Source organism: Halorubrum yunnanense (assembly GCF_026586675.1).
Lineage (GTDB): Archaea > Halobacteriota > Halobacteria > Halobacteriales > Haloferacaceae > Halorubrum > Halorubrum yunnanense.
In genome coordinates this window covers 1-10,855 of the sequence record NZ_JAODIX010000025.1, presented here as the reverse complement: position 1 = coordinate 10,855, position 10,855 = coordinate 1, and the positions used below count along the sequence as shown (strand labels likewise).

General features: G+C 57.4%; 15 protein-coding genes and 1 pseudogene. 13 read left to right on the top strand and 3 right to left on the bottom strand.

The genetic code is table 11. From position 1 onward, the window contains the following. Positions 1–299: 299 nt before the first annotated feature. The 4 genes from N5096_RS05600 (at position 300) to N5096_RS05585 (ending at position 3,508) form a co-directional block, all read left to right on the top strand. Positions 300–476: a hypothetical protein gene (locus N5096_RS05600; protein ID WP_267663339.1), complete on the top strand. Its 177-nt coding sequence runs from the start codon at positions 300–302 to the stop codon at positions 474–476. A gap of 149 nt (positions 477–625) precedes the next feature. Further along, positions 626–1,312, top strand: coding sequence for a hypothetical protein (locus N5096_RS05595; RefSeq protein ID WP_267663338.1), 687 nt, complete (start codon positions 626–628; stop codon positions 1,310–1,312). Positions 1,313–1,454: 142 nt separating this feature from the next. Next, positions 1,455–2,375, top strand: a complete 921-nt coding sequence (locus N5096_RS05590; RefSeq protein WP_267663337.1) for a transcription initiation factor IIB — start codon at positions 1,455–1,457, stop codon at positions 2,373–2,375. A 263-nt stretch (positions 2,376–2,638) separates the two neighbouring features. Then, a complete protein-coding gene (locus N5096_RS05585; protein WP_267663336.1) occupies positions 2,639–3,508 on the top strand; it encodes a biosurfactant protein 1 in 870 nt (289 codons plus the stop codon). Between the two features lie 251 nt (positions 3,509–3,759). Here N5096_RS05585 and N5096_RS16495 read toward each other — a convergent pair whose 3' ends face one another. Further along, positions 3,760–4,248 carry a hypothetical protein gene (locus tag N5096_RS16495; protein WP_379790021.1) on the bottom strand — a complete coding sequence of 163 codons (489 nt, stop codon included), beginning with the start codon at positions 4,246–4,248 and terminating at the stop codon, positions 3,760–3,762. 17 nt (positions 4,249–4,265) lie between these two features. After that, complete coding sequence (locus tag N5096_RS05575) at positions 4,266–4,817, bottom strand: DUF7342 family protein (RefSeq protein WP_004517758.1); 552 nt, start codon at positions 4,815–4,817, stop codon at positions 4,266–4,268. A 136-nt stretch (positions 4,818–4,953) separates the two neighbouring features. Between N5096_RS05575 and N5096_RS16635 the strand changes: the two are divergent. Together N5096_RS16635 and N5096_RS05570 are read left to right on the top strand one after the other, a co-directional pair. After that, positions 4,954–5,104, top strand: a pseudogene (locus tag N5096_RS16635) (biosurfactant protein 1); the annotation flags it as partial. Positions 5,105–5,154: 50 nt separating this feature from the next. Then, complete coding sequence (locus N5096_RS05570; protein ID WP_267663334.1) at positions 5,155–5,343, top strand: DUF8012 family protein; 189 nt, start codon at positions 5,155–5,157, stop codon at positions 5,341–5,343. A 169-nt stretch (positions 5,344–5,512) separates the two neighbouring features. On the opposite strand, the gene N5096_RS05565 is transcribed toward N5096_RS05570, so the two are convergent. Further along, on the bottom strand, positions 5,513–6,850 hold the full coding sequence (locus tag N5096_RS05565; RefSeq protein ID WP_267663333.1) for a hypothetical protein: 1,338 nt from the start codon (positions 6,848–6,850) through the stop codon (positions 5,513–5,515). A gap of 129 nt (positions 6,851–6,979) precedes the next feature. Here N5096_RS05565 and N5096_RS05560 point away from each other — a divergent pair, with 129 nt between their 5' ends. The 7 genes from N5096_RS05560 to N5096_RS05530 all read left to right on the top strand — a co-directional run bounded on the left by N5096_RS05560 (position 6,980) and on the right by N5096_RS05530 (position 10,586). Then, positions 6,980–7,402: a DUF8025 family protein gene (locus tag N5096_RS05560; protein ID WP_267663332.1), complete on the top strand. Its 423-nt coding sequence runs from the start codon at positions 6,980–6,982 to the stop codon at positions 7,400–7,402. A gap of 108 nt (positions 7,403–7,510) precedes the next feature. Continuing rightward, the gene (locus tag N5096_RS05555) at positions 7,511–8,011 is read left to right on the top strand and encodes a DUF7995 family protein (protein ID WP_267663331.1); all 501 of its coding nucleotides are present in this window, start codon (positions 7,511–7,513) and stop codon (positions 8,009–8,011) included. Positions 8,012–8,017: 6 nt separating this feature from the next. Beyond that, positions 8,018–8,383, top strand: a complete 366-nt coding sequence (locus N5096_RS05550; protein WP_267663330.1) for a DUF7568 family protein — start codon at positions 8,018–8,020, stop codon at positions 8,381–8,383. Positions 8,384–8,455: 72 nt separating this feature from the next. Continuing rightward, positions 8,456–8,851 (top strand): DUF7567 family protein, encoded by a 396-nt coding sequence (locus N5096_RS05545; RefSeq protein WP_089649987.1) that lies wholly within the window; start codon positions 8,456–8,458, stop codon positions 8,849–8,851. Between the two features lie 82 nt (positions 8,852–8,933). After that, the gene (locus N5096_RS05540; protein ID WP_267663340.1) at positions 8,934–9,518 is read left to right on the top strand and encodes a hypothetical protein; all 585 of its coding nucleotides are present in this window, start codon (positions 8,934–8,936) and stop codon (positions 9,516–9,518) included. A gap of 109 nt (positions 9,519–9,627) precedes the next feature. Beyond that, positions 9,628–10,185, top strand: a complete 558-nt coding sequence (locus N5096_RS05535) for a hypothetical protein (RefSeq protein WP_267663329.1) — start codon at positions 9,628–9,630, stop codon at positions 10,183–10,185. Between the two features lie 173 nt (positions 10,186–10,358). Continuing rightward, complete coding sequence (locus N5096_RS05530; protein ID WP_267663328.1) at positions 10,359–10,586, top strand: hypothetical protein; 228 nt, start codon at positions 10,359–10,361, stop codon at positions 10,584–10,586. The last annotated feature ends 269 nt before the right edge of the window (positions 10,587–10,855 follow it).

Here is a 10,855-nt window from a genome sequence, read left to right as displayed (position 1 = left end):
GGTGCCCTTGTCCTCTTCGACTCCACAGCGACAGCTCAACAGTATCAACAATCTCCTACAGAAGAGCGTTCTCGGATATTGTACCGGCGTACATTCTGGGCGTTCTTGTCGAGATCTTCGCCAGCTCTACCGAGAAGGATTTCTCGGTCGCGCTTGGTTAGGACACCCCGGTCTCGTTCGACCCAATCGAATTCTTCGGACATATATTAACTTAGCAGCTAATTTTTAACCCCGTTTACTTAGTCGCTAGGCTCAGGGTGCGAATTAGTTAATTTCATCTCAGTTCTGGTTGGTCGCGTATGTCCGGACTTGGACTACTCGCGGCGGTAGCGATGTTCGCACTGATAAATGTATTTGCGGGGATGCTCCCGACAACGTTCACCGGTGACGCCCAGTTCGCCGTCTGGCTAGTCGCGATCGTCGTCGCCATCACTAGTTACATCTCGGTCGAGCAGGCAATGGCCAGTGCGCGGTAGAGAAGGGCAGCCCTCCTCGCAAATTCATTTTCACAGTAATCTTCAGTACATGGAGGACCAACAGATCATAGAATGACACCAGCGCCGGAGGTCCCGCGTATCCACTACCCGACCACACCCGCGCTCCCAGATAGCTCGTGGAGTAAACCATGACGATTCAGGAGGCAGTTAATCGACTGGACGCTGAGTTTCAAGAGACACCTCTGGGGTTCACTGTCGAGACCGCACTTCAAGCCCGGCTCCTCGAACTCCTACGGGCCAAGGTAGGGGAGACGATTCAGGTACGCGGGGGCTACAACACGGCCGATGCGACCGGGTACAAGCGAAAGTATCTCGACCGAATTGCGAAGCCGCAGTACATCAGTAGTGTCCAACCGGAGGTGAACTTCGGTATGTCGGGCGACGGGAATCAGAGCCTCGATATCGCGATTCTAGAGCCGCGTGACGAGTCGGAGTATGATGACCTCGACTACCTGCCGGAAGTAGAGGCCCCGAAGGTCACGGTTCGCCTTGTCGACGGAAGCAAGTACTTCTCGACTACGTCGATCAAACACGCAATCGAACTCAAGTACATCAAGAACGTGGATGTCGCCGGCGCGAAGTTCGAACGGAACAACATTGACGCGTGGCCGCATTTCTCCGCGGATCTATCTAAGCTCGGCGACCTCACGGATGCCGAATCACGGCATCTCATCGTCGTCTCAAACAAGAACCCATTCCAGCAAGGAGAGGACGATAGTCGGAGTACGGCAAAGGCACAGCGGCGCTACGAGCGAGTAGAGGAGGAATGTGAAAAGCGGGCTGTCGAACTTACTGAGATTCATCCACGGGAGTAGGGCAGGTAAACCAGCTGTCTGGGGGATACATAGCTGAATCACGAGCCAACTGAGCTGAGTTCCGTACTCGATAGCGTCTATCTTCCCCCCCAATGGGTGAGGGGTTCGCCGTACTGGCGAGTTCCTCAATACGGTGAGAACGATGGCAACGAGAGACATCTACGCGACTGGATTCGACGAAGACGTCTACACGGAGTCGAGCGCAAACCAGTGTCCCGAGTGCCACGGACACGTCACTACGAACGTCAAGGAAACGGTCTGTGAGGACTGTGGCCTCGTCATCGAAGAGCAACGTATCGATCACGGGCCGGAGTGGCGAGCATACGATGCAGACGAGCGCGGGCGAACAGGCGCACCGTTAACGGCGGCCCGCCACGATCGAGGCCTCTCGACGGAAATCGGCCACGGAACCGATGCACACGGGAACGAACTCTCTGGTCAGAAACGCCGGCGGCTGGCCCGGATGCGGCGCGAACAGACCCGTGGCCGGTGGCGGTCCAAAGCGGAACGGAATCTCGCACACGGGTTGGGCGAGGTACGCCGGCTGGCGAGTGCGCTCGAACTCTCCGAGTCGATTCGTGACCAGGCGTGCCAGCTCTTCCGGAGCGCTCAGAGCGAGGATCTGCTTCGTGGCAGATCAATCGAAGCCATCGGCGCAGCGAGCATCTACGGTACCTGTCGATGTAACCAACACCCGCTCCTCCTCGAGGATGTTGTCGACGCCGCCCGAGTCGAGTCCACTCGTGTCACCAACGCCTACCGAACACTGAATCGCGAATTAGAGCTCCCGGCGCCGCCAATGCGCCCGATGTCGTTCATTCCACGCCTGATCTCGAAGCTAGAGTTAGACCACAACATTCGCCGACGCGCGAACGAACTCGCAGAACGCGCCGAGGAAACAGCCCTCACGAACGGCTGTCAGCCATCAGGCGTCGCGGCCGCCTGCGTCTATCTGGCCGCCCAAGAACAGGGCGCGTTGATTACCCAATCCACCGTCGCGTCGGCAGCAGAGGTGTCAGTCGTGACGCTCCGAAGCCGGCGAGACGAACTCCAAGCGATCTGAGACGCCTCCGATGAAGGAGTACCTACATACAGGCAGAGAGTCTACCAAGGAGTATGGACCTCGAAGAGACTGTCGAGTATCTGTCGACAGAACTCGATATCGAGCGGAGTGAGCACGTTCACGAGGTCGGTCGAGCGGTCGCCGAGCTCCGTGACTGACTCTGTCTCAGGCGACCAGATTTATCTAGTCGGCGCCGAATCCGTCCCCGCGTTTTCTCACCCTTGAGTTTAAATACCAAACCGGGGGAAACGCGGAGCGAATCGATGACTGACCACAACTCAGACCGAGACGCGTTCCAACCTGTCGGAGAAGGCGCTCTGGTGCCGGACCCAGCGCTGGATCTGCCAGCAGACGGCCAGCCAACCCGCCAGCGTGAATCCTCGCATTCGGGTGGGTATCCGGTTGGAACAACCGACACAGACCGAGCCTGTGTCTCCTGTGGCGCATCGATCCCGGCGTCGCAACGAAAATGCCGGTTCTGTCTCGAACACGAACTCGACGCCGCGTCAGCGTCGGATGCTGCGAGTTCCGAGCAATCACTCCGTGGTGTGATCCACTTCCTCGTCGAATCCGGGACGTTCTATGGTGCTGTCGCGAAAGGGGCAGCTGCAGCGACACTTCTTACGTCAGGTCGCGACGAGCCGATCGACAGCTGTACGCTCATCTACGATCTCGACGACGAGCCCGCACCCCAGCTAACCGAGCGCTGGCCTACGCTCCCCGCTGGTGTCGAGGTGACCTCAGCAGCTGGCGAAGCGTTGCTAACAGCGACCCGTGAGCGGACAGCGCGGGACGAGAGGAGCGATCGTTCTCAGAAGGAGATTCCACGCGTCTATGACGAGCGTGGCCAGGGAATTTGTGATGAGTCGTCCCTCGAGCACACGCTCGACGACAGCGATCAGCTGTGGATCGTCCCAGCAATCGCTGTTGAAACAGTTCCCCGCAAAACGGAATCCACCAGTACCGGAGCTGAAATCCCGACCGTGACAGCCCTGGAGTGCCAGCATTGTACGAGAGAAACAGAACATCGGTTCAGGACACGCGAGTCGCTCCCTGACGAGACCTGGACGGGCCAACCAATCTGGGAATGTCAGGTGTGCGGCACAGGTCGCTACGGGCCTGCTCCCGAATAGGCCAGGAGGAATCTCGTCGGTTAACCAACAGTCTCCGATAGAGATGATCTTTGTTGGTTAAGACGGTGAGTACCCTCAAGTCCGACATCAGTCACGGCGGGCGTTCATTCGGCAGGGTTCGCAGCGGCTTGCCTCCACAAATCGGGGCGGGAACAGGGGTAGTGGGTAACGAACCGTAACATCGTCGAGTCCGGAAACGTCACGCCGACCACGGCACGGACGCATCACCAGACGCTCGATGAACTCGCAGTCTAGACGGGCCAGGTAGGGAGCGATGGCGCTCCATTCTTCCAGTGAATCGCATCTAGCGCGGGTGGGAATTGCTGTAGTCGGTCATCGAGGACGACGAGTGGATGCGCATCGAGAAACGTCGCCTCGTGCCGATCAACCGGCGTGTCTTCGTGATTGAGTTGGATATGACAGGGCCCAAGGTCCGGATGGTCGGCGTCTTGATGGAAGCCGAGCATCAGATTTCGGTCCGGTTCGACCCAGTTTATGCGGTAGTATTCGTGGTCGACGCCGGCGGGGTACCAGAAACGAATCTCCAGTCCTGCTGTCGCTGCGTCGTAAGAATCACTCAGGAACGTCGTCGGATCGACATCCGCGATGACGTAGCGGGGTCGGCGTCGAGACGGACGATAGCGGACCTCTTCACACCCTGGTTGGTTCGTCAATCGGTCGTGAACGTCGCGGAGGAGGGTCCGCTGTGTATAGCGGTCGCGACCGGCAAGAAAGATCATTCTGTGAGAGAGGAGGATTAGCTCGTGGCACGGTCAGCCACGTCGGTCATCTGCTCGCGGGCAGCTTCGACGTCGGAGTAGAGTTCTAGTGCGTGCTTGATGAGGCGACGATCCTCCTCGTTCTCACGCCAGAACGCGATGACGTCGCGGCGCTCGCGGAGCTCGGCACTTGCGAGATCGCCGTCGGCGAGCGACTGTTCAAGATCCTCCCACGTCTCGACGTCGTAGGTTGCCTGCCACTCCTCGATCTCCTCGGTGATCGCGGCCAATTCGCTCCGCAGCTCCTCGCGGGTGTTTTCCTCGATGAGCGTGCGGATCTCCTCGAAGAGCAGTCGCGTGTAGTCCGGCTGGTAGTGCGTGGTCTCGCCGGCCTCGACGCGACGCAACTGGCCCTGGTCGACGAGATCCTGAAGTTCCTCGTTGGTCGTGCTCCAGGCGGCGTCGGCCTGCTCGCTGATCCAGTTAACTGAGCGGGGTTCGCGAAGTGACTCGGCGACCGCCCGAATGCGGTCGCGGGCGCTCATCGACTCAGTCCACGATTGGACCCCATCTCGCGAGGATTCGGTCATGGTTGGCACCTCTTGGGACAGTGTTCGCGCCCTGTTCTCATATATGTTTGTACTATCTCGCATAATCAAGAGTAGGATGCGAGCGAAGGCGTTCGGACGTTGAAATGCGATACCGACAGAGGTTATGCACCAACCGATGTACGACCGATATTCTGACTTTGCAAAACTACGGCCGACCGGCGAGGCATCCCACATCCCGGACACGATGCTGGACGACGGGTGGGAGAGTGACCTCCTGGCGCCAACGCGGTGCGACGAGCACTGGTGGCGACTCTGATGCGCCGACAACAGTCTCGTAAGGAGTCTTTCTGCGCCGGCGAGTGGTGAGGCGCTACCGATGAATCAGCAAGTCGAACAGGGCTACCGGATGCATTGTGTGCTCAGCAATCTCAGCCGGCTCGATGTCGACCGGTTGGACGACGCAGATCGAGAGCGAGTCGAGACTGCAAGAGACCTCCTGGAAGAAGTGAGCCTTCTCACGCGGCCGGGCGACGGAGCCGGGGCGGACGCCCACGCAGACTCCTAACTGGAGTCGCCGGCCACGCCTCGGGAGGTACCTCTCGCGTTGGTTTATCGTCCCCGATAGGAGTACGGGGGATCCAGTCGTGGATCCCCCGTGAGATGAAGAGTACGTCGAGTTGATGAGGGAGGTAATAAACGAGGAGGGAGGGTCAAGTTGATTTGTCTGGCACCAATTATTCCTGAGATCCGGCGTTTTCTCTCATTTCTTCCAGTTTCTCCAGCAGTTTGAGGTCGTGTTCGTGCCCCTCTATCTCTCCCCGCTTTTCCGTGATCTGACGTTCACGCTCTGCCTGTGCCTGTAGGATGTTGTCGTCAGATTTTGCTCCGTACTCAAACAAGAACTGTAACTCCTCGAATGAGTGATTCTCCCTTTCATTGGCGACGAATCGGATAGACGATTCACAGAGGTTTTTCAGGTAGACTCGGTCGCCTTCTGTGACTTCGACTTCTTTGCCGCCGTGGATCAGGTCGTTGCGTTTGTCGGCCAAGAGCTCGATCCGTTTCTCAGCGAGGTCACGGTCCTCCGGTAGCAAGGCTGCCGTACTTCGTTCAAGTGGGGCGGCTGCTGAGTAGTCCTCCTCTTGGGAAAGTGTGGCGGCTTCTAAGGCCCGCCAGAACTCAAGGAATGACTGTGTCGGCCTAGATTTCGACATACCGGATTGGAAGGCTCGCAATGCTGTGCCGAGGTGTTCCTCGATTGTGGAAAGCTCTCCGTGGAAGTCGGGGAGGTCGTTGTAGAGTTCTTCGAAGGCGTACCCTAGCCCTGCCCTGAATTTGAATGTTTGGCGGGGCCGGTAGTCGTATGAGACGTAGTAGTGAAGATATTCACTGTCTTCCAAAGCGATGTAGCAGACTGGTGCTTGTAGTTCTGTAATCCCGTACTTCCACGTCGTTGATCGGAACGTATTAGGAGTGGATGCGAAGTATGCCGAGTACGTGATCTTCCCCATCAGGGTCTTCAACGCTGTTTCCACACGGTTCACGGCATATTGTTGATCGGCTGCTTCAACTTCTGCCTCCCAGTACCGATGATGACTAAAAGGCGATTCGTGGTGGCGCTTAGTAGGGACTTCTTCGAGGAATTTGTCGAACGTGCTTTCCTCTGATGCCTGTTCGACGTAGTCGTCCCAGACTTGTTTCGCTGTTAAACGGAATTCGACGCCGAGAATATCAACGGGGTGAGTGAACCCTTCGGCGTCTTTCTCTCGAAAGTTCCAGGGGAAGAGGATCGTGTATTCTTGGTATCTGTCTTCGACGTCAGCTTTGAGTTTGTGGAGTCTGGAATGAAAATCGGATATTGGGTCATTCGAGTCGGAAATGTCTTCGAGGATCTCCTCGATTTCGTCTTTGAATTTTTGTTCTGAGATCCGTTGTTCGTCAGGGCTGAGTGAGGTTTCGTCAGCGATGATACTGACCAAGACATCGAATTGGTCGTCCTGCGGAGTGAGTCTTGATTGACCGTCCCGGTCTTCTAAGGCATCGAGGGCGTCGTGGATATGTTCGTGGAGCATCGAACTCTATGTTGGACTATTTTTGAAGTCTGTTTGAGGTAAGTGTTTGCGAGAGGATAGCCACGTGGTCGTGCCGCCTGTTTTTTAGGGGGCAGAAAGGGCTGAGCCCCAGCGTAGGCTCGTGATTGGATGCCCGAGAAACCAGACGACGACCCATTCCACGATTGCGAGTTCGGTCCCGACGCACTCCTCGGGACGCGCACCTTCTACGATGTCCTATTCACCGACGACACGGAGACGCCCGTGAACGTGCTAACCGGTGAGACGCCCGCACATTCGCAGGCGACTGTCGAGGAAGCGAAGGCGTTCGCTGCGAGCATCGATACGGACACACCACAAATCGCGCTCCCGGCCTCTGTCGAGACGCAGGTCGAAACTCAGAGCAAGCCCTACACCTCGGCTGCGTTCTTCCACTTCAAGGCGACCGGATCGCTCGAACTGCACCGTGCCTACCACGCCGCCTACAACTCCGACGCGTTCAGCGTCGACTTCGAGGCCGACTACGAGTCGGGCAACCTGACTATCACCGTCGAGCGGACAGGCGATTCCTGAACGCGATCTCGCAAAGCGAGTTTTTCGAGCGCCGGCGAGGGGTGCCGGCGCACCAAGGAGACAAAACTGAGCAGTGCCCGGTGAGTTGGCGCTCCGAGGTGAACAAAGATGCATATGGTCATCTACGCGTTAGTCGAGGCACCGACACAGCACGACGCCCTGGTCGAAGGGAAAGCAGTCTTCGACCGTCTCGTCGGGGCGAACCCCCACGGTTGTGCCGTGTTTGACTACTACTGTACCTTCGACGAAGAGGATACGACGGTCGCCGGGAAGGCTCGCTGGGGAGACCTACCGACGGCAGCACCCATCAATTCAGAGGAGGGCGGTGAACTGCTCGATCGAGCCTGGAACGCCACAAAGGAAGAGTTCCAGCGGAATCTCGACCGCGTGAAGGAGGCGCTCGACGAGCTCAGCGACGAGGAGATTATGCGTGATGAAGATCTCGCCCGACACGCGTTCCATCAGGTCGGCGCCTACGAGGGACCATCAGTCCCGATGTACGACCAGCACGCGATGGGGATTCGCCACCGCGATCAGCTCGATCGTGTCCTCGAGGAAGAGGAAGACAGCCAGACACTCTGGATTGTCCCCGCAGACGTCCACTTCTGATTGACAATGCCCAGAATCACAAACTGGTCCCGGGAGAGTCGTACACCAACACTCGCGTATCGAAACACCGAGACTGGAGCGCGAGCTGTTCTACACCGGGCTCCGGATTCATACCGGTACAAGTGGCGCGGGGCGATCCTCGTCGACGGCTACCCGATCTGGTCACGAGGCTTCGAGACGAAGGAGGCGACAACGTTCCGGGATGCGCTTCGGGAGCGGCCAGCGCCCGAACTGAACTGTCCGGAGTGTCCAAACGACGACGTCCTCGTCGGTGAGAAGACAGCTGATGGAGCGAAGGTACAGCGCTGGTACGACTGTCCGGACTGTGGGTACGAAGCCTCCTCGCGCATCGTCTACGGCCCTGAACGCTGAGAACGTACACACGCAGGGTGTTTTTCGGCCGGGGCGGAGAGAGTGGCCCGGTCGAACCGGGTCGGTCCAACAATGAGTCTCGAAGTACTCGACCGACACAGCGAGGCACTGTTCGAGTTCCTCTGGTGCCCCGTCTGCGGGCAGGAAGTGTTCACCCACATTCCCTTCGAGGGAGTGTTCTGCAAGAACTGTAACACGCAGGTCATCCTCCGAGAGTCCCGAGAAGACCGTGGCTACGAGGAGGCTGTGCTCGCGTGCTTCGACACCGACTCGACGTGGAACCTTCACGTCGACGAGAAGCTCCGTCGCGACCTGCCTGACGGCTCGGCACGGGCAAAAATCCTCGGTGCACCGGGTGCCTATGAGATCGACTGGTGGAGTCCAGCACCTGGGGAGGATTGGGAGCCGGTCGAGCGTGGTGAATTCGACGACGTGGAGGAACCAGACGAGGTGTCACATCTCGCGTAGCGGATTGCAATCCCGCTACGACTGTTTGGTGTTGTTTCAGCGCCGGCGATGGGTGCCGGCGCACACGCGCCGGCGAGTACCGATGTCGACACGAAGTCAACTCCGATTCGTCCAACGAGTCGAACAGACCGATGAGACAGATGGCAGCGCCGACCGCGTCGCGCAGGTGTACCGGCATTCGGATGGCTATCCGGGAAGCGTCCTCCGCAATCTGACACAGCTGAAAAAACTGCTCGATGCGACCCGTGCCGAGCGCGGACCGGGTTACACGGCGGCGACGTTCATGTTCCTCGACAAGCTCTCGACGGTCGACCTCTATCTGGATGGCGACCCAGAGCGAACGATCGACGCGGCTCAGCCAGCGGATCTCCTTGAGCCGTCGAATATGGAGCATCTGGACCAGCCGCTGTTCCTGCTGGGCCACGGCGTCGAGAATCCGACCGACAGCATCCACGGCGACGAGGAGTATCTCTACGTCGTGGAACTCCCGACGGAGAACCAGTTCGACGAGCCGACTGAGTGGACAGTCAAAGTGAGCGGCCACTCCGCGTTCCCCCGCTGGGACGGCCCGACCGACGAGGCCTTCGAGCGGGCGAGCTGGCAATTCCACGGGTCGCTCGAGGACGCACTTACAGAACTGGTCCGGGACGAAGTAGTCGTCAAGTAAAATCTGGCCTTGTTGAAATTCTCAAGCGGTGACAGGTTTCAGCGGGCCTGCTCAATACACAGCGTCCCGGTCACGTACTCTTTTGATACTAACTGAGTTGGTGTCCATTATGACAGGGTTCCTAATTCAAGTGAGCGGTCATCCTATCGAAGAAAATTCTGCCCCTGCCTACATTGAGGGCGCGAAGGGGCCACGATTCTGTGATGAACCACTTCGCCGTGGAGAGTACTTCAATGCGAGTCCATTCTGGAAAGAGGAAGGGTTCGGAAGATATGAGGCTTGGAAAACGATCTCGGCTGGTGATGAGGGGCTGCTCTATTGTACAAGCAGTGTCGACGAGCATGGTGCCTGCCTGAGTCATCTACTCACCGTCGATGAAATAAATCGTAATGACCACGAGGGCGCGAGACTCAAATTCTCAGCTGTTCAAGAACTCGTACCGAAAGTCTCCTACAGTGACGTCCAAGCAGAAATCGAGGCAGGCCGATTGTCGAAAGAAATGAAGTACTGCGGACAAGAGGGTTTTAATATCACGCTGATTCCTGAGCCAGATGTTGATCGAATTCTTGATCTTGCTAGGTTAGAAGAGCAAGACAACAGATCCTTAGGGTCTCATCCCGACGACTCACTCAGAGAAATAGCGGAAGATCACTTTGGAGACTCATAATGTCGCGCCCAAAGATGCTGTAACGGGACACACCAGTTGAGAAGACCAACACTCAAACTCTTTCAGGAAATACATTCCCTACCTTTAGCAACCAGTACCTATCAGTCTCCGGGGTTTCAGCAGATCCTAAAATCCAAATCGTGTTTGTATAGTTGGGATTTAGAAAGACGCAGATGGTTTTGAAGGCGAGACTCGCCGTGCTTGACGCGCTGAGTACCGACCACGAAGTAACACCGGAGGAACTCTCGGTTGAAACCGAGTACTTACGAGAGCATCTGTATGACGTACTCGACGAGTTGCTCGCAGGAACCTGTGGCTCCAGCAATCAGCGTCGGGTTCGCTTCGCGGAACATCTCGTCATCGAGCGTATCGAACGCTCCAGTCAGTATTCAGCCACGTAGAGTGGACGTGACTGCTCTCGTAAGCCACCTCAGCGTATGTTGGACCTCGACAGGCTACGACCTATCGCTGATACCTGACTACGTATTATAACTCTGGATAAGTTCCGGTCGCTCTTGGTGACCAACGCACTGCTCTTGGAGAAGACACTGCGAGCAAAGTGGATCATCTCGATTGAGACAGGTTGACGTTCCAATACTCATGCCTTGTTTTGCCGCCTAGTGACGACGGTCTGGGACGCTCTTACTGTAATATTCCGCCAGATTAACCC

Excerpts from the sequence above, each read along its gene's own strand:
- N5096_RS05600 (WP_267663339.1), top strand. The coding sequence starts at position 300 with ATGTCCGGACTTGGACTACTCGCGGCGGTAGCGATGTTCGCACTGATA.
- N5096_RS05595 (WP_267663338.1), top strand. The coding sequence starts at position 626 with ATGACGATTCAGGAGGCAGTTAATCGACTGGACGCTGAGTTTCAAGAG.
- N5096_RS05590 (WP_267663337.1), top strand. The coding sequence starts at position 1,455 with ATGGCAACGAGAGACATCTACGCGACTGGATTCGACGAAGACGTCTAC.
- N5096_RS05585 (WP_267663336.1), top strand. The coding sequence starts at position 2,639 with ATGACTGACCACAACTCAGACCGAGACGCGTTCCAACCTGTCGGAGAA.
- N5096_RS16495 (WP_379790021.1), bottom strand. The coding sequence starts at position 4,248 with ATGATCTTTCTTGCCGGTCGCGACCGCTATACACAGCGGACCCTCCTC.
- N5096_RS05575 (WP_004517758.1), bottom strand. The coding sequence starts at position 4,817 with ATGACCGAATCCTCGCGAGATGGGGTCCAATCGTGGACTGAGTCGATG.
- N5096_RS05570 (WP_267663334.1), top strand. The coding sequence starts at position 5,155 with ATGAATCAGCAAGTCGAACAGGGCTACCGGATGCATTGTGTGCTCAGC.
- N5096_RS05565 (WP_267663333.1), bottom strand. The coding sequence starts at position 6,850 with ATGCTCCACGAACATATCCACGACGCCCTCGATGCCTTAGAAGACCGG.
- N5096_RS05560 (WP_267663332.1), top strand. The coding sequence starts at position 6,980 with ATGCCCGAGAAACCAGACGACGACCCATTCCACGATTGCGAGTTCGGT.
- N5096_RS05555 (WP_267663331.1), top strand. The coding sequence starts at position 7,511 with ATGCATATGGTCATCTACGCGTTAGTCGAGGCACCGACACAGCACGAC.
- N5096_RS05550 (WP_267663330.1), top strand. The coding sequence starts at position 8,018 with ATGCCCAGAATCACAAACTGGTCCCGGGAGAGTCGTACACCAACACTC.
- N5096_RS05545 (WP_089649987.1), top strand. The coding sequence starts at position 8,456 with ATGAGTCTCGAAGTACTCGACCGACACAGCGAGGCACTGTTCGAGTTC.
- N5096_RS05540 (WP_267663340.1), top strand. The coding sequence starts at position 8,934 with ATGTCGACACGAAGTCAACTCCGATTCGTCCAACGAGTCGAACAGACC.
- N5096_RS05535 (WP_267663329.1), top strand. The coding sequence starts at position 9,628 with ATGACAGGGTTCCTAATTCAAGTGAGCGGTCATCCTATCGAAGAAAAT.
- N5096_RS05530 (WP_267663328.1), top strand. The coding sequence starts at position 10,359 with ATGGTTTTGAAGGCGAGACTCGCCGTGCTTGACGCGCTGAGTACCGAC.